Source organism: Acinetobacter sp. SFB (genome assembly GCF_001647545.1).
In the GTDB taxonomy this organism is placed as follows: domain Bacteria; phylum Pseudomonadota; class Gammaproteobacteria; order Pseudomonadales; family Moraxellaceae; genus Acinetobacter.
On sequence record NZ_LSZH01000001.1, the window covers coordinates 490,444 to 508,594 of the forward strand.

14 protein-coding genes and 4 pseudogenes are annotated in these 18,151 nt (G+C 38.3%); 15 read left to right on the top strand and 3 right to left on the bottom strand.

Annotated features, from left to right (window positions below; all coding sequences use genetic code 11):
* From AY606_RS02265 to AY606_RS02280, 4 genes and pseudogenes are all read left to right on the top strand, one after another.
* Window positions 1–885, top strand: a pseudogene (locus AY606_RS02265) (IS3 family transposase); the annotation flags it as partial.
* Window positions 886–1,249: 364 nt separating this feature from the next.
* Window positions 1,250–1,633, top strand: coding sequence for a hypothetical protein (locus tag AY606_RS02270; RefSeq protein WP_067864072.1), 384 nt, complete (start codon window positions 1,250–1,252; stop codon window positions 1,631–1,633).
* A gap of 139 nt (window positions 1,634–1,772) precedes the next feature.
* Window positions 1,773–3,944: an McrB family protein gene (locus tag AY606_RS16485; RefSeq protein ID WP_249409204.1), complete on the top strand. Its 2,172-nt coding sequence runs from the start codon at window positions 1,773–1,775 to the stop codon at window positions 3,942–3,944.
* Between the two features lie 12 nt (window positions 3,945–3,956).
* Window positions 3,957–5,234 carry an McrC family protein gene (locus tag AY606_RS02280; protein WP_067864075.1) on the top strand — a complete coding sequence of 426 codons (1,278 nt, stop codon included), beginning with the start codon at window positions 3,957–3,959 and terminating at the stop codon, window positions 5,232–5,234.
* 122 nt (window positions 5,235–5,356) lie between these two features.
* On the opposite strand, the gene AY606_RS02285 is transcribed toward AY606_RS02280, so the two are convergent.
* A complete protein-coding gene (locus tag AY606_RS02285) occupies window positions 5,357–6,229 on the bottom strand; it encodes a competence protein CoiA family protein (RefSeq protein ID WP_067864079.1) in 873 nt (290 codons plus the stop codon).
* Between the two features lie 197 nt (window positions 6,230–6,426).
* Here AY606_RS02285 and AY606_RS16490 point away from each other — a divergent pair, with 197 nt between their 5' ends.
* The 3 genes and pseudogenes from AY606_RS16490 to AY606_RS16500 form a co-directional block, all read left to right on the top strand.
* Entirely contained in the window at window positions 6,427–6,771 is a 345-nt protein-coding gene (locus tag AY606_RS16490) for a hypothetical protein (protein WP_249409205.1), read from the top strand.
* Between the two features lie 101 nt (window positions 6,772–6,872).
* Window positions 6,873–7,319 carry a hypothetical protein gene (locus AY606_RS16495; RefSeq protein ID WP_249409206.1) on the top strand — a complete coding sequence of 149 codons (447 nt, stop codon included), beginning with the start codon at window positions 6,873–6,875 and terminating at the stop codon, window positions 7,317–7,319.
* A 20-nt stretch (window positions 7,320–7,339) separates the two neighbouring features.
* Window positions 7,340–7,522, top strand: a pseudogene (locus AY606_RS16500) (metallophosphoesterase); the annotation flags it as partial.
* Between the two features lie 1,391 nt (window positions 7,523–8,913).
* Here the strand turns inward: AY606_RS16500 and AY606_RS02300 are convergent.
* Together AY606_RS02300 and AY606_RS02305 are read right to left on the bottom strand one after the other, a co-directional pair.
* The gene (locus AY606_RS02300; protein WP_067864085.1) at window positions 8,914–9,384 is read right to left on the bottom strand and encodes a hypothetical protein; all 471 of its coding nucleotides are present in this window, start codon (window positions 9,382–9,384) and stop codon (window positions 8,914–8,916) included.
* A 95-nt stretch (window positions 9,385–9,479) separates the two neighbouring features.
* Window positions 9,480–10,730: a YncE family protein gene (locus tag AY606_RS02305; RefSeq protein WP_155858093.1), complete on the bottom strand. Its 1,251-nt coding sequence runs from the start codon at window positions 10,728–10,730 to the stop codon at window positions 9,480–9,482.
* A 589-nt stretch (window positions 10,731–11,319) separates the two neighbouring features.
* Between AY606_RS02305 and AY606_RS02310 the strand changes: the two genes are divergently transcribed.
* The 8 genes and pseudogenes from AY606_RS02310 (at window position 11,320) to AY606_RS02340 (ending at window position 18,090) form a co-directional block, all read left to right on the top strand.
* Window positions 11,320–12,108, top strand: a complete 789-nt coding sequence (locus AY606_RS02310) for a tellurium resistance protein (protein ID WP_067864088.1) — start codon at window positions 11,320–11,322, stop codon at window positions 12,106–12,108.
* A 20-nt stretch (window positions 12,109–12,128) separates the two neighbouring features.
* A complete protein-coding gene (locus tag AY606_RS02315; RefSeq protein ID WP_067864091.1) occupies window positions 12,129–13,262 on the top strand; it encodes a toxic anion resistance protein in 1,134 nt (377 codons plus the stop codon).
* Between the two features lie 42 nt (window positions 13,263–13,304).
* Complete coding sequence (locus AY606_RS02320) at window positions 13,305–14,225, top strand: hypothetical protein (protein ID WP_067864094.1); 921 nt, start codon at window positions 13,305–13,307, stop codon at window positions 14,223–14,225.
* Between the two features lie 231 nt (window positions 14,226–14,456).
* Window positions 14,457–16,022, top strand: a complete 1,566-nt coding sequence (gene ahpF, locus AY606_RS02325) for an alkyl hydroperoxide reductase subunit F (protein ID WP_067864096.1) — start codon at window positions 14,457–14,459, stop codon at window positions 16,020–16,022.
* A gap of 200 nt (window positions 16,023–16,222) precedes the next feature.
* Window positions 16,223–16,333 (top strand): annotated as a pseudogene (locus AY606_RS16505) (hypothetical protein); the annotation flags it as partial.
* 1 nt (window position 16,334) lies between these two features.
* Window positions 16,335–16,731: pseudogene (locus AY606_RS02330) on the top strand (FAD-dependent oxidoreductase); the annotation flags it as partial.
* 200 nt (window positions 16,732–16,931) lie between these two features.
* Window positions 16,932–17,273, top strand: coding sequence for a hypothetical protein (locus tag AY606_RS02335; RefSeq protein ID WP_067864100.1), 342 nt, complete (start codon window positions 16,932–16,934; stop codon window positions 17,271–17,273).
* Between the two features lie 124 nt (window positions 17,274–17,397).
* Window positions 17,398–18,090, top strand: coding sequence for a VIT1/CCC1 transporter family protein (locus AY606_RS02340; RefSeq protein WP_067864102.1), 693 nt, complete (start codon window positions 17,398–17,400; stop codon window positions 18,088–18,090).
* The last annotated feature ends 61 nt before the right edge of the window (window positions 18,091–18,151 follow it).

Genomic DNA, 18,151 nt, shown 5'->3' on the forward strand with positions numbered 1-18,151 from the left:
CAAGCCAGTCCAAGTGAGGTATGCCTTTATTCAGGACAATCAGCGTATATGGCCGATTCGTCGTTTGTGTTCAACTCTGGATGTTCATCACAGCGGCTATTATGCATGGTTAAAGCAACCATCAGTAAGACTGTTAAGAAACGGCAACAGCTTTCAGGATTGATTAAACAATTCTGGCTCGAATCTGGTGGAGTTTACGGCTATCGCAAGATTTACTGTGATTTAAAAGATCTCGGTGAAGGCTGTGGAATTAATCGGGTACATCGGCTGATGAAAGCGGATGGGCTTAAATCACAGCGTGGCTATCGCAAACCTAGAGCTCATGCTGGTACTCCATCGATTGTTGCTGCAAATACTTTAGATCGTCAATTTAACCCAACTCATCCTAACCAACTGTGGGTGACTGATATTACTTATATCCGTACGCATGAAGGTTGGTTATATCTTGCTGTGGTGATTGATTTATTTTCAAGTCTTGTTGTTGGCTGGTCTATGAAATCGAGAATGACTACAGATCTAGTTTTAGATGCATCATTGATGGCGCTATGGCGAAGAAAACCACAAAATAAAGTCCTGATTCATTCTGACCAGGGCAGCCAATACACCAGCCATGAATGGCAAGCATTCCTTAAACAACATAATCTGGAATGCAGTATGAGCAGAAGAGGAAACTGTCATGATAATGCTGTTGCTGAGAGTTTCTTTCAACTGTTAAAGCGAGAGAGAGTCAAAAAGAAAATATACGTATCGAGATCAGATGCAAGAGCAGACATATTTGAATATATTGAAATGTTTTATAACTCAAAACGACGACATAGTTCCAATGGGCAACGTTCTCCATTAGATTATGAAAGGACCCATCAAAAGATGGTTAGGTGTGTCTAGAATTTTGGTGGCTATTCACATTTAAAGTATTTAATGTAATTAGTCAGAGAGTGGAAGCACTGATATACAAGCATGACATTCGCTATTGGTCCTTTAGTTCAACATCGGGAAAAAAAGCCAATGTTTATGAAAAATTGCTAAAACGTTGGATGAATCGTCATACATTGAATTTTAGATTTGATCGTATAGCCAATGATTTCTATGTCTATGTAGAAAAAAGTTCTAATGATTAATAGTGAATTAGTTTCAAAATAGTACACAAGAATAGTCTGAGTGCATATGGCGCATAGCTTAAAGTGGAATTCTGAAAATGTATTACTTAAATATGATCGTATATAAGATAAAAAACTAGAGGGGAAGCTAAATGAAAAAACCAGTTGTGGGATTTAAACCCATCTATTTAGATAAGGTTTTAATGGGTAGGGGATGTGCTGAAGAACCACCACAATTATTCCATGAAATTGCACAAGCAAATCAAAGATTTATAATTAAATTGAATGCCTTTAAACAATTGATTGATTGTTTAAGTGGAGACAAGGTTTTTTTACTTAGGATTAGTGACACAGAAGAGTTACTACAACATTCTGAAGAGAACTTGCGACAACTAGCTCATGGGATGCATGAGCAGCATTTTATTGAGCAGCATAGCATGATGGCTGGAAGAATTTTAGATTTAGCAGGTCGTATAACGAAGGCCATTGGGAATATGGTGTATCTCAAGAGGCAGATCAACAGTTTGATGATCTGACGGAGTTATGTAGTCGCATTTGGGATAAAGAAAGTAAGGCGTGGAAGGTATTAGCTAGAGCTTGGCGAAATATTTAAATCAACTGAACTCATATATTAAGTAACAAAGAAAAATTAAATCTTTAGAGATTAGGTGGTTTATGAATTATTGGATGTTAGGGGCTGATTGGGATGGTGATGATCAAACTAAAAAGTTCGTTGAACAAGGCATTTGGCAAAATGGATATACAGATAAGTTTTTAGATACAGCCAAACGTGTCCAAGTTGGCGATAAAGTTGCGATTAAAACCGTATATGTGCAAAAGAATAGTTTGCCATTTAAAAACTACGGCTGTGATGTCAGTTGCATGAAGATCAAAGTCATTGGGGAAGTGACTGAGAACTTAGGCGATGGGCGGACGTTAAAAGTGAAATGGGAACCGCTTGATCAAGAGCGCAAGGTATATCTTTATACATATTGGCATACGATTATGCGTATTGCACGACCCTTTGTTAAAGAATGGATTTTCGATGAAGTACCACAAGATTACGCAGAATTAGAAGAAATTTATAAAAAAAGAGCTGGAATCGCTGAAGATCAAATATCGGATGAGCAAATCTTAAATCACTTTAAAACAGTGAATGGCTATTTAGAAATAATACAAAACGAAGAATATAAGTCTCTCTTTTTAGATTTTGTGCGTTTTATGCATCATATTCCGTTTGATTGGTGGATTACGTACAATGATAGCAAACATCAAATTCGATTCGGTGAAAACAAGAGTTATAACGTTTTACATAGCACTAATCGTATTTTGGGTTTCTTAGACTTTAAGCCTGAGGGTTTATTTTTAACCTCAAATCAGGATGATTTTTTTTCTGCACAAGAACGAATTCAGTTAACCCGTGAAATATTTAATGAATTAAAAAAAGGTGACTTTGTTGCGATTGATAAACAACGAGAACCTTATGTGGGTTATTTCCCAAATGATTATGTAGATACGAATATGGACGAAAACAAAAAAAATCCAACTCTCTCAGAAGAATCAGTATTAAACCGTATTCTATTTGGTGCCGCAGGTACAGGTAAAACCTACAATACCATTAATCATGCTTTAGCAATTTTAGAAGATAAAGATTTAATTGAAATTGAGAAACAGGAAAAACAACCAGGTGGAAGAAAGAATTTAAAAGATCGATTTGATCAATTTAAAAAAGAAGGGCACATTAAATTTGTGACTTTCCATCAAAGCTTTAGTTATGAGGATTTTGTAGAAGGCATTCGTGCTGAAACAGATGATATAGGGAAGCTGACATATGATGTTCAATCTGGTGTATTTAAAGAAATTTGTAAAAGAGCTGTTTTCAAGCAAGTGTCAGAAGTTGATATAGATAGAACAATAGATGATTTTGTTGAACAAATTTCTCTAAATGAAAAGGTGCTAGAAACAAAAACAGGCGTGGAATTCACAGTATTTAACAGCTCGGGGAAAGGAGGAATATCTGTTAGAACAACGACACAAAATGAAATTGTGATTTCAAAAAAAGCAATCAAAAACTACTTATTAGACCCTAGCGAAAATATACGTAGTAATCAGGCTTATGCTTGGGCTGTTGCTCGCTACATTAAATCTAAATTAGATGAAAAAATTTCAGACGTTGAGACTAGCGCAAAAAATTATGTATTAATCATCGATGAAATCAACCGAGGGAACATTTCCCGTATCTTTGGCGAGTTAATCACGTTAATTGAAGATTCAAAACGTCAAGGCGCTGAAGAAGAGTTATCTGTAACGCTGCCATATTCAAAAGAAGAGTTTTCTGTACCAAGTAATGTCTACATCATTGGCACAATGAACTCCTCTGACCGATCTTTAACAGGTTTAGATATTGCATTGCGCCGTCGTTTTACCTTTATTGAAATGCCACCAAAACCTGAGCTACTGAATGATATAGAGGTAGAGGGATTGAATATTGGTAAATTATTAAAGGTCATTAATCAACGTATTGAGGTGCTGTTAGACCGTGATCATTGTATTGGTCATGCCAACTTTATGCGTTTGAAAAAAAAGCCCATACTTGCGCATTTGGCATCGATCTTTAAACAGCAAATTATTCCTCAACTGCAAGAATACTTCTTTGATGACTGTGCAAAGATTAATATGGTTTTAAATGCCAATGGTATGTTGACACCTAAACCAGTTGAGCGCTCGGTATTATTTCCAAATGTAAATACTGAATCAGAAGGCTTCTTTGAAGAACAAAAAACATGGCAATTGGTGGATACGTCTTTTGATTCAATTGACAGTTTTGCCAAGATTATTAAGCATTAATCGGGGAAAGTAATGCCTGATTTTACCGTCCGAGAATATGCTTTCATCAGTGTTGATTATAAAGGTTGTCCTATATCTAGCTTGGATCATGCTTATATTCCTGAAAAAGCATTTGAGCATTTGTGTGAACTTGCCGCTTCCTTTTCTAAGCACGGCGCAAAAGTGTTTGAACTCGCAGGACGTAGAAAGCTAAAGTTAGACCAATATGTGGGTGTGATTGAAACGCCTTGTGGTACGCGTATCGAAATATTACCGAAGCATGTCGAGCTTAATGGGACAAGTGATAAAACGATTATTCAAGACGAGCGGAAACTTCTGCAAAAAATGCTAAGTGTTTCATTACATTTACCATATAGAGAAGCAGGCAGTGCCAATTTAAATCGTTTTAAACAGCCTTTGCATGAATGGATTATGACGCAGTTCCTCGCGTCATTTGAGTGTTTGGTACAACGAGGTCTGCGTTTTGACTACAACCGTGTGAAAGAGGAACAAAAGTTTTTACGTGGGCAATTACAGCATGTGAAATATATGCGTCAGACACCTGCAAAGAAGCATATATTTCCAATTGAACATGATGTCTATGAAGTCAATCGTCCTGAGAATCGTCTAATTCGTACAGCATTGGAAGTGGTCTGTAAAAAGACTAAAGATGCAGGGAATTGGAAGCTTGCCCAAGAACTGCGTTTGATGACTAGTGAAATACCACGCAGCCAAAAGCTTCAGCAGGACTTTAGACAATGGCAATCAGGGCGTTTACTCGCACTATATGCTGAGATCAAACCTTGGACAGAGCTGATTTTGGGTGAATACATGCCTGTATCTACACAAGAGGAATGGCGAGGTATGAGCTTATTATTCCCAATGGAAAAGCTCTTTGAACACTTTGTGGCTTATCATTTACGCCGTAATTCCCCTGCATGGAATGTTAGGACACAACATGCCACTGAGCATATCTGTGAGCACCGTCAGAGTAAGATCTTTAAGCTAAAGCCTGATATTTTTATTGAACGTCCAAATGCGAAGTCGATAGTAATGGATACCAAATGGAAACTCATTGATCAAAGTGATCGTGGTGGTCGTTATGGTTTAAAAGATAGTGATATTCAGCAAATGTTTACCTATAGCCATTATTATTTAAAACATGAAAGTGAAGTCGTACTCATCTATCCATATCGGAAGGACAAGTTTACACAGGCATTAGATGACTTCGAGTTTAGGCTTACCACTAGTGCAAAACTACGTGTGGTGCCATTTAACTTAGATGAGCCACAAAATTTCAAAATTATTTAGTATGTACTTTGTCTGCTAAGTGCAATATTTGGTACTTAAAGCTACTTTTTGGCTAGGTAGGTTCCAATTTTTGCACTTATCGTATGGCATATATAGGCATGTAATTTATGGGGGATACCCCTTCATTCATTGAGTGCTTTGAGTCTTTCCAGAACTTTCTCGGAAAATGGTAGCCAATAGTTCCAGGATTTATATGTAGGATTATACGAGCCACGCCCTTCACGTCTCCACTCTTTTAGCATAGCAATGATTTCAGGGTTGTATGCACTATTTACGGAGATCATTCCACTCGAAAAATGGCGTACATTCACATGCATGCCTTTAACTGTAAATTTATAGTCCTGCCATTTTGGGAGAGTATTTTGTTGCTCCGAAATTAATTGTGGTGTGTTGATGATTTGGGGATAGACAAGGGGGTTTTGTTGGGTAGATGATTGTTCCATTTGGATTGGGTAAACCCATTTTTTATTATCTAGGTTCTCAATGATTTCTTTTTTTGCATCAGGGCTTGGTATAGAAATATTGCTTTTAAGAAGCGAGGAGAGATTAATTTCAATACATTTTGATTTAAATATTTCGATGCGTTTTAGTTTTTCAGCATCAATAAAATGAGTTACAGCAATTTCAATTAAGATAGGTTCTCCATCAAAATAACCAACTAAATCTGGACGTATCAATCCTAGAGAGAATTCTGGTAATAATGTTTCGAAGCTCCACCATGCGGCTGCATTATCTGAATCGGGTAAAGCAGGAAGCATGAGCCCCATAGATTCGAGAATAACTTCTTTAGCATATTTCTGTAGTACGGACTCGGTGTTAATCGTACAGCTTGTTTTATTGCTTGCGTGAGCAAAATGATGTTCTTTAATTTCACCCTTACGAGCGATAACTGTTTCACCACATTCAAAGCAAGTACATTGGCAAGCAAAACCGCGTTTAACCTGCTCAATACTAACCAATTTATTATTTTCGTCTAATGCAATATTCATAGTCATGATTAAAACCCTTTAGGAAGTTGATTTACTCACTTACTATGCTTGTGGTCTAATCCTCATAACACCGTATAAAAGGGGTCAATACGGGTATCTGGGGGTTTAAGTGTTTGAATTAAAATTAAAAGTTTTATATATTTTATTGGAAGTGCTGAAGGATGATTTAGCACAAAATAGGGCATTATGAATGCTTAAAGGTCATGTGTGCTGAGACAATCGAGGCACTTAACAGTCAAACTGAAGAGCATGTTGCTTATTCAAGGTATAAATTGAAGTCAGCTGTAGATGGGAAACTTTCTGCGGATAGAGTCGATCCAAAAGAATTAGGAAAATGGATTACTGAAAGAAAATTGAATGAATATCTTGATCGCTTGTGTATTAAGCATCGTCAAAAATTTTTAGAAATTGGATATGTGCCTGTTATACGCACGAATGAAACCGTTGGTGGGAAAGGTAATGAGCGCCTCTTTTGGCTGGACATCAATGAGATCTTGATTGAAAGTATAGATGAAGAATTAATAAAAGAAGAAGGGGGGAATTCATAACTTATGAACGAGTTGATCCTTCTGAAATCAAGCTATCGTGGCTTTATCGATTTATTTTTAAAAATGGTGAAATAAAAAATAAAAGTATGAGAGGGTTATTTATGTTGATAGTTCTCTTTGGCGGTTTTATTACATGGGCATTATATGTTTGTGCATTTTCATTAGTTTTAGTGCGTGAAGGACAAAATTTCACGACTTTTGATTTGTTACTTATAGTCTGTCTACTGGGATTTTCTTATCATTCATTTAAATATTGGTTTATACCAATTTGGAATTTACCAGAGCATCGTGTCATTAAGGCACCCATGACGTTTATTTCATTCACAGAAGAGCATGCTGATATTGAAATGTATCGTGACAGGGATCGTCATCAATTAACAAGAGTGACTCGTTTTAAAGGTATATGTCCAATCTGTTCTTCAAATGTCATTCTGAGAGATGGAAAGACAGATCAACGAGTCCCTTTGGTTGGACGATGTGTAGAAAGCCCTTTTGCGCATGTTTATAGTTTTGATCGTATACTAATGACTGGGAAGATTTTTAAGTAATCGATTTGATTGGAAATAATAATGCATCATGGGGAAGAGGGCGTATTCGTCAGCAATCAGCATACTACGATATTGTCGAAAATATTGATGAAATTTATCTAGGTCATACCATTGTAAAAGAACCAACTAAAATTGATAATTGCCATTATATTGATGTTGGATCTTTCTTCACGAAGAAGCTTTGTATTGTCAAAATCCAATGAGCCTAGAGTTAAGGTAGGGGGGTGATGGAAAAAGCTCGATTGATTAAAAAATAAACATTTAAACCATGTATCCTGAAACATATTAGAATAAATTAATGCAATAAAAACAATTGGTTGGTTGGTTGATAATTTTTGTCCGTCTGGGGGCATCAAATTAATTAGTTTTTAATATACCTATATTAAAGTTCGACAGACTATAGTTATCTGGCAGTGGTAGCGGCACTAGTAAAGAAAGATGCTTTGACCAAAGAGAATAAAACGATATCCTTACAAAAAGATACAATAAAAATCATAAATTTTCTTGTATCACAACGTGTATCACTGAAATATTTTAATTTAATAAAGTGTTAAAAATCAAAATATTATAATGATCATGGGTAGTGCTTATACCTACCAAGATTCAAAGCGGTATGTTATAAGGGTTTTAAGCGAAAACAGTAGCTTAAAACCCTTTTTTAATGCCTGTCGTAAAGTTTGCTCTAAACCTTACATTCTGCAAAATCGGTATTTTATGCAGATGATTTAGTTGCAGCTTTTAATGGATAAAAATAAGCCTACTTTTTAGAATTGGAAAAAATTGATATTGGACAGCGCGAAAGCAATGATTTAAATAAAGCAGCTTAAATAAGAATGATTAGAGCTTTATAAAAAGAAAGGAAAAATATGATTTACGTTCTTCTGCTTGCCTTAGGTATTTTGTTGACTATTCCACTACTTATAATTTGGTATTTAGTTCTACCGAAAACATACTTCCTGACATTTGATGGTGATACACCTTCACGGATTTATATCTTCACACATCTTTTCTTCTCCTTCATCCTGTTATTTATAATTATTGGTTCGAGTTCTGAAATAGCATTTAATCATCCAAAAGGTACAGTCTCACCAATATTTTTCTTATTATCTATCCTTGTACCACTAATCTTCTGCATTTATTTTGGGAGGAATAAAATAAATTTGGGTGATAAGAAAAGAGTATAAATATCCAAAAATGATCACAACCAATTTCAATATTACTTTTTTGTTCAATCCATTATTACTTAAAGCTCGAAGACGAGCTTTTAACCTATACCATATAAGAAAAAAATATTGACAGAAATGAAGCCAATCAAAATGCTGATAATAAAAGGATAGATCCACATTTAGATCTCCTTTGTTTGTACTTTATCAATACAACGTTCAATGAGGCGGTGCTCTTTTTTAACACTGTTTACAAACGTTAGTTATAAGGGTTTTAAGCGAAAACAGTAGCTTAAAACCCTTTTTTAATGGTTCTAAAACAGTTTAATAAAAAATATAAGATACTGGATGTTAAATTCACTGGTAGCAGACTCGTGCTATTAAATTTGTATTATTCCTTTGCCATACGATAGTAAAATTCCAGATCAAATTTATGATGTGGAATATTTAAATTGTTCTAATTTCAAAATATGTTGATTAATCTGATGATCCATATCGGGTAGAATTTGCCTTAAAAATTGGCAATATGAAATTGCATCGTTCGCTGAAAGCCCGCCTGCTTTTACCAGCTGTTGTTGCTTGTCTAATAAATCACTTACTTGGCGAAAATCAGGTTGTTGTCCCACACTCAATGACTGACTGATTGCTTCAAAATCCCGATAAAGTTGGTCACGTTGTTGAATCAATTCTATTTGAGTCGGCAATGATGTTGAAATTACTGGATCTTGCTTTATAAATACTTTTTCTTTTTCTAACGAAATATGAGCTTGAGCATTAACAACTCTTGGCTTAACCGTATTTTCTTGAGATATAACAGAGGGTTGAAAGAGATAGATAATGCCGATGAGCGCCCATGTCACAATTATTCCAGCGATAATCCCAAGTCGTATAGTGCGATCCATCTATTAACCTTGTTAATTTCATTTAAATTAAAAAATAGACCCAATCTAGGATCAGGTCTGTTCAACTCATCAATTATCCACTCATTAACTGTTCATTACTTCGTTGACCAGCCAGCCGGTGCATAACCGATACGAACACGCTGTGGATGATTACCGACTGGTACACTCAGCACTTTTTCACCTGTGGCAAAATCAATTACGGTGACCACATCAGTCGCACTCTCTGAAATCACACAACTTTTTCCATCCGGACTTTGCGTTGCCCAATATGGCTTGCCGGCAGCGATCAGCTTCCCAGCTTTTAGCGTTATGCGGTCGACAATGGTGGCATAGTCATCCATAGTGCCTGCTACACATAATTTCTCACCATCCGCACTGATGGATAATCCATGATGGCGGGAGTCATTGACATATTTGGTTCGGTCAGAGGGAATGGTCGAGCTGCCCGGTAATTGTCCAATTCGAGTAACTTTATCCTGATTCAGGTCATACTCAATCAAGCCGTTGAAAAACGAAACCTGAGCATAAATTTTACTTTCATCCTTGCTAAATACGATCGGACGTACTGCATTGGATAAATCCTTACGGCCTACCGCATCGAGTGCTGGACGGAAATCAATTTTTTTGAGCACTTTAAATGTATTGGCATCGGCAATGGTAATGAACCGTTTACCCTTGGTGAAATCTTGCCATGCGGCATCCATGGCGGTCTCTACATTGCCAATGGCTGAGTTTAAGATTTTTGTTCCACCACTAAAGAAAATGTTTTCATGTGGTTTGTCACCGGTTGCAAAGCGACCCAGTTCCTTACCGGTATTAATATCTAAAACATGAACCACATTTCCAGAAGAAGCAGATACCGCTAGACGCTGACCATCAGGAGAAACTGCCATATGATCGGCACGGAATCCTTCTACAGGCGTGCGCCAGTTGACCTTGCCGGTAGTAATATTGATAGACACCACATCTGCAAAACTTGGGCGAGAGGCAACCACTGACTTTCCATCGGGTGTTGAGTACATGTCATCAACCAGTTGATCATTCCCTTCACCAGCGGTGGACTGAATATAAGTATAAGCAATCAGTTTAATTGGGTTGAGGTGGATTTCCTTTAAACGCTCTGACCGGTCAGGGACCATGTTAATAACACCGATTTTGCCAAAATCCTGTGAGGGACGAATCACGGTTACGGTTCCATCCCAGTTATTGCCCACAAAGAAAACTTGCTGGCTATTCGGTGGGGCAGGCGTTGTTGCTGTGATTGCATTTACACAGAGGGATGTGAATGCGCTAGATGCAAGCACGACCTTCGTAGTCCATTTAAAAAATAATTTTTTGTTTTTCATATTCGTTTTATCCAGTTCAGTTCCATGAAAGCAATTTTTATTTGAATTTTCATTGCCAATACTCCTGTATTAGCAGAACAATAGAATAAAGAACTGAGTGATAATTAACCACAATTACCCGATAATCATGTATACAGGATGATTATTGGCTTAGGGAAATTCACCAAACCTGATCAGTAAATTGAATCATTCTTTATTTAAATACTTGAAATATATATTTTATAAATTGTTATTTTGAGTTTGTGGGAAGTGGTTTTTGCAGAGAATATTTATGAGCATCAACGTTCAATGTAGAAATTGAGATTCTAGGCAGACTCATCACTCTGCATTACTCCAGCTTTTAGACGCTTAAAAATGATGCTGAGAAGTGGGTGCAGGTGATCCAATATTTCACATATTCAGCGTAGTGAACGAAATGAGCAAAAGATAGAATTAGGCGAGGTAAATTTTATTTTTTAAATCTTGTTCGAATTTTGATTGAATTTCTTATCAAATTTATGATTTATAGCAAACAGGGATTGCAAAAATCTACATGATATTTTTTCTAAAAAGCTTACTATAAAAATGATTTTATTGAGTTTCTAATATTATGTCTCAGATAGATGTTCTCGTTCCCTTGGCTGAAATTGAAGTGAATCGGGCTGAACTTTTCTCCATTCAGCGTAATGATTTAGTGCCTGTGCTGAATGATCAATATCGTCTGAATCATTATGCTGATCAACTTATTCAAGCACAGTCAGTGCTGTTAAACGGGGTAGATCCACATTTAACCCAACAGTTAAGCTCGACCATTGAACAACTGATTCAATCCCTGGCCGATTCAAAAAAATATTTAAAAAAACGTAAGTTCAATGCCTTGCAAAAGTGGCTAGGTATCGACTTGGAATATGCTGCCGGGCAGGTCGAATATTATAAAAATCTGGATCAATTGCTCAATCGTGCCAATCATTTAAGTCAAAAATTGCAAATCGAGATTCAAAAGTCGCAAGCTCGTTTTCAGCAGTTGCTCGGGCTTCGTGAACAAATGGCAAAATATATTATGGCTGCGCAAGAATTTTTGGTGGAATATCCCAATTTTGTCAAGAACCAGCATCCACTCGATAATTTTTCAGAAAGATTATCTAAGAAAATTAATACACTACAAACATTACAAGCCAGTAATGACATTGCAATTACACAGATGCAGTTATCTCAACAGCTCTCGTTTACCTTGCTGGATCGTTTTAAAGAGGCGCAGCAAGTCTTGATTCCTGCATGGCAATATCATGTTAAACAAAGCAACCAAAGCAATTCGACAAGTGAATTGGAAAAGCTGGATAATAGCCGAGAGAATCTGATCCAAACTTTAAAAAAATCCCTTCAGAAACCGACACATTAAACAGAATATTCAGGTGAAGCATGACCGATTTTGAACAGAAAGATCTCCCTGCTGAAGTGAACACTGATGTGGTTCAGCAAAAATTTCAGCAATTAAATTTACAAGAACTGGGTTTGCAGCATTCAGACTTTAATGAAGTGATGAATGCACATAAAGAATTAGCTGCAATGAACCATACCGCAGTGGCGGAATATGGCAAAAATATTGCGACTAAAACATCAAGCTATACTGACGAGCTACTCAATCTGGTACAGAACAAAGACCTGGACACGACCGGTCAAAAGTTAAATCAGGTGGTACAGGTTGCCCAGCAGTTGAATACCAGTAGCATTCTCAACAAGAAAAAGAGTTCCGGTTTTTTGGGTGGCTTGATCAGTAAAATGAAAGGAGCCAAGCAAAGTTTCGATCAGAATTTTAATAGCACCAAAGAACAGATAGATGTTTTGGTGAAAGAAATTGAAACTTCACAATCCGGACTGAAAAGTCGTGTGGATACCTTGGATAAGATGTTTCAGGGTGTGCAAGACGAATATAAACAACTGGGTATTTATATTGCTGCCGGGAAATTGAAAGAGCATGAAATTCAGCAACAAATTGGATCTTTAACCATACAACCCCAAGATCAAACCACCGTTCAAAAAGTCTATGACCTGAATCATCTGGCCAATAATCTGGAAAAACGGGTCAGTGATTTACAGGTTTTGCAGCAATCGGCAATGCAAACCTTGCCGATGATTCGGATTATTCAGTCCAATAACTTGATGCTGGTAGATAAATTCTATGCCATTAAAAACATCACTTTACCTGCTTGGAAAAATCAGATCAGTTTAGCCATTTCCTTAAATGAACAGAAAAATAGTGTCCAACTTGCCAATAGTATTGATGATGCCACCAATGACCTGTTACGCCGTAATGCAGACTTGCTACATCAAAACTCGGTCGATACCGCTAAAGCCAATCAGCGTTCAGTCATTGACATCGAAACGCTTGAACATGTGCAAAACACCCTCATTAAAACAGTGAATGATGTGATTCAGGTACAGCAAGAAGGCATGCAAAAACGTGCTGAAGCCACCACGCGCTTACGTGCTTTGCAGGAAAATTTGAATCATTTGGTTATAGAATCAAGTACCAGTGGAGCGAATAAATCTTAAGAATACACTTAAGTTGATTGCTTGCACTTTAGGAGAAACCGTTTGCCTCCCTTAGATGAATATGCTGTGAATCCGCAACAGATTGAATCGGGTGTAGTCGCGTTGAAAAAACGTCAACGCAATTTAATGTTGTTGGGGATTACCAGCAGCACTGTTTTTATTGCTTCAGTGGTAGCTTTATTTTTACAACATGATTTTGTGTATAGCTTTTTTGGAATTAGCACTGAATTAAAGCAATTGCATATGCCGATGAGTGTGGATGCAAATCTGGCTGAACTTGGGCAGCATACCGATTATTTTACTAATCTGTTGTCATGGTTTGGCTGGCTGATTCTGAAGCTGTTTGTGTCTTTTGTCGGGGCATTTTTTGTTATTCATTTTTTGAAAAAAATACGTTTTTTTTATACTCGTTTTCAGTCTTTTATTCTGAAATTTGTGGGCTGGCTGGTTGCCTTTATTGTGTTGTGGTCAGGCTTAACCTTTCTGCAGTACGATCTAAATGATGATGCAAATAATGCTTATAGCGAAGCGATTCAATACAATAAAAATATTCAGCAAAGCGAATTGGCACAGGATTTACAGCATTCTGATCTCGATGCGCCAGTAAAGGCTTATTTGTTGGCTCAAACTGCGCTACTCCATAGACCGGTCGATAAAGATGCTGCCATTCCTCAGGTTCTGGCTTTGGTTAAAGCGGAAAAAACAGATCCGCATTTTATTGAATATGGCTTCAAGCCTGAACAACTCTGGACCATGCAGCATCAACTTTATGGAAAAACACTCACCCCGATGGCGCAGAGTGTTTCGAAGCAAGTGGATCAGGCTGAGCAAGTGAGCAATGTAGTCAATATCTTTATTATTGCAATGCTCATGCTATCTGCAATTCTGAGTTTGATTTTGTTTTTATTATCGCAGTATTTAAAAGGGCGCGTGTTAAGAGTTGAACAACGCATTACACCTTAAATGAGGTAAGTCAAAAGCTCCGGAAGGGGCTTTTGTTGTTTTTATTGACGGTTATTTCATTATGGTTTTTCTTAAGTTTTAAAATCATGCTGAGCTTTGTGTGAATAAGATAAATGCTATTTGATTTGATAATCCGATCATAACAATAAAAACAAACTGTTTTACCTATATTATTGTTTGCATTAGTATAGCTTTATTCAATAAGCATTTACTCCCTTGGAGACGTTAGCCATGTTAGACCCAAATACTTCAGCTCAGTTAAAAACACTGCTTGAACGTCTGGAAAGCCCGATTGAAATTGTGGCGACTTTGAACGGTTCGGATAAATCAGACAAGATCAAGGAACTGGTCACGGAAGTTGCGGCGCTATCGGATCAGGTCACTGCCCGTTTCGATGGTACAAACTCACGTGCACCCAGCTTCGGGATCGCCAAAGTCGGTGAACAGCCACGGGTCAACTTTGCCGGCTTGCCGATGGGACATGAATTCACTTCCTTGATTCTGGCATTGCTGCAAGTCTCGGGTTATGCCCCAAAAGTGTCGGATGATGTATTGGCACAAATCAAGGGTCTCAATCTGACGGATGATTTTGATGTCTTTGTCTCGCTCAGCTGCCATAACTGTCCGGACGTGGTGCAGGCGCTGAACCTGATTGCAATTTACAATCCGGGTGCAACAGCAACCATGATTGACGGGGCTTTCTTCCAGGACGAAGTGGAACAGCGCAAAATCATGGCGGTACCGATGCTGTTCCAAAATGGCGAGCATATTGGTCAGGGCCGTATGACCCTGGAAGAGATTGTAGCCAAACTGGATTCCGGTTCATCCGCCAAAGATGCCGACAAACTCAATGCCAAAGGCGCCTTTGATGTGCTGGTGATTGGTGGCGGACCTGCAGGCAACACTGCGGCAATTTACGCGGCACGTAAAGGCATTCAAACCGGGATCGTGGCTGAACGCTTTGGTGGCCAAGTCATGGATACCATGGACATTGAAAACTACACCTCGGTGCAGAAAACCCAGGGGCCGAAATTTGCTGCTGAAATGGAAGCCCATGTGCGTGCTTATGATGTCGATATCATGAACCTGCAAAAAGTTGCTGCTATTAAAGGCGCTGATGAAACTAAAAACGGTCTGGTTGAAGTGACTTTGGAAAACGGCGCCAAACTGGAGTCGAAAACCATCATCCTGTCAACCGGTGCACGCTGGAGAGAGATGAATGTTCCTGGTGAGCAGGAATACAAAACCCGTGGTGTAGCATATTGCCCGCACTGTGACGGTCCACTGTTTAAAGGCAAACGTGTTGCGGTGATTGGTGGCGGTAACTCGGGTGTGGAAGCAGCAATTGATCTGGCCGGTATTGTGGAACATGTGACCTTGGTTGAGTTCGATACCAAACTGCGGGCCGACCATGTATTGCAGGACAAGCTCAACAGCTTGCCGAACACCACGGTGATCATGAATGCCTTGTCGACTGAAGTAGTCGGTGACGGTTCACAGGTGACTGCGCTGAAATACAAAGACCGTGCTACTGATGAAATTAAAACAGTTGAACTGGCCGGAATCTTTGTGCAGATCGGTTTGTTGCCGAACACGGAATTCCTGAAAGCATCGAAAGTTGAACTGTCTAACCGTGGCGAGATTGTGATTAATGACCGTAACGAAACCAGTGTCAAAGGGGTGTTTGCTGCCGGTGACTGTACCACAGTGCCGTACAAGCAGATCATCATCGCCACCGGTGAAGGTGCCAAAGCAGCACTGTCTGCCTTTGATTACATTATCCGCTCAGGGCAATAATTGCATCATTCAGACCATTAAATTTGGATAAAATAGAAAAGGCTTATATCTCCCCATAGATATAAGCCTTTTTTTTCACTCGTTTTTTTCACCAAACGTTACATTTAATCAACAATTTTTGAGCGTTATTTAAAAGACTTTTCGATTATATTCGCTTTATCCCATTTATCTGGGTAAAACAATTACAAGGACATATGAAAATGAATAAATTACTTGTTGCTTTAGGTCTTGCTGCTACCGTTGCTTTAGTTGGTTGTAACAAAGACAAAGCGCCTGAGACGGGTGCGACAACTGGCGAACATATGCAGAATNAGTTGAACTGGCCGGAATCTTTGTGCAGATCGGTTTGTTGCCGAACACCACGGTGATCATGAATGCCTTGTCGACTGAAGTAGTCGGTGACGGTTCACAGGTGACTGCGCTGAAATACAAAGACCGTGCTACTGATGAAATTAAAACAGTTGAACTGGCCGGAATCTTTGTGCAGATCGGTTTGTTGCCGAACACGGAATTCCTGAAAGCATCGAAAGTTGAACTGTCTAACCGTGGCGAGATTGTGATTAATGACCGTAACGAAACCAGTGTCAAAGGGGTGTTTGCTGCCGGTGACTGTACCACAGTGCCGTACAAGCAGATCATCATCGCCACCGGTGAAGGTGCCAAAGCAGCACTGTCTGCCTTTGATTACATTATCCGCTCAGGGCAATAATTGCATCATTCAGACCATTAAATTTGGATAAAATAGAAAAGGCTTATATCTCCCCATAGATATAAGCCTTTTTTTTCACTCGTTTTTTTCACCAAACGTTACATTTAATCAACAATTTTTGAGCGTTATTTAAAAGACTTTTCGATTATATTCGCTTTATCCCATTTATCTGGGTAAAACAATTACAAGGACATATGAAAATGAATAAATTACTTGTTGCTTTAGGTCTTGCTGCTACCGTTGCTTTAGTTGGTTGTAACAAAGACAAAGCGCCTGAGACGGGTGCGACAACTGGCGAACATATGCAGAATGCTGCAGATCAGGCAGGTCATGATATTTCTAATGCAACCGCTGAAGCCGCTGCAAAAACCGAAGCTGCGACTGATGATGCTGTAGCTAAAATTGATGCTGCAGGTAAAGAAGCTGCTGCAAAAACTGAAGCTGCCGCACAAGATGTAAAAGAAGCGACTAAAGAGGCTACTGCAGCAACTGCTGGTGCTGTAGAAGATGGCGCTGCTCACGTTAAACAAAAAGCCCAATAATAATTTAATTAATTAAATAAAAAAGCTCCTTTTTTAGGAGCTTTTTTATTTTTTAACAATCTTGCTTTTATCTTTCTACTTCTTATATGGTTGAAGTGCCAATATTTTTTAAGAGCATGTTTACATGTCATATTCTATTCATCATGAAAAACATTATATCCAAAGAACTGGTTGGCTTCGTGCAGCAGTATTGGGCGCAAATGATGGGATTATTTCAGTCACCAGTTTAATTATAGGAATGGCCGCAAGTGGAGCTTCATCGCAAACCCTACTGATCACATGTGTTGCAGGTTTAATTTCAGGCGCAAGCTCTATGGCCGCAGGTGAATATATTTCTGTCAAATCACAAGTAGACATTGAAAAAGCAGATTTGCATATGGAGGCTCACGAACTTAAACATAATCCTGAACATGAGCTTAAAGAACTGTCCCAAATCTATATTATGCGCGGTTTAAAACCTGAACTTGCACATGAGGTTGCGCTACAACTCACGGCACATGATGCTTTGCAAGCGCATGCCAGAGATGAAATTGGGATTCATGAAAATACAGCAGCCAAGCCCCTACAGGCCGCTGGTTCCTCTGCCCTGGCTTTTTCACTGGGAGCATTATTTCCAATGTTTTCAATTTTGGTCAGTCCGGAACGCTATGTAGCAATGACTGTCATGATTGTTGGGGTTTTATCTTTAGCTATACTGGGGGGATTATCAAGCTATTTTTCCGGCACCTCCCTCGTTAAAGGCAGTTTGCGTATTACGCTTTGGGGCATTATTGCCATGACTTTCTCTGCATGGATTGGTTCTCTCTTTAATCTTTAACCGATTTAGTTAATTTATTTTATTGATATACAAAATAAGTTATTCTCAATTAAATATCCTA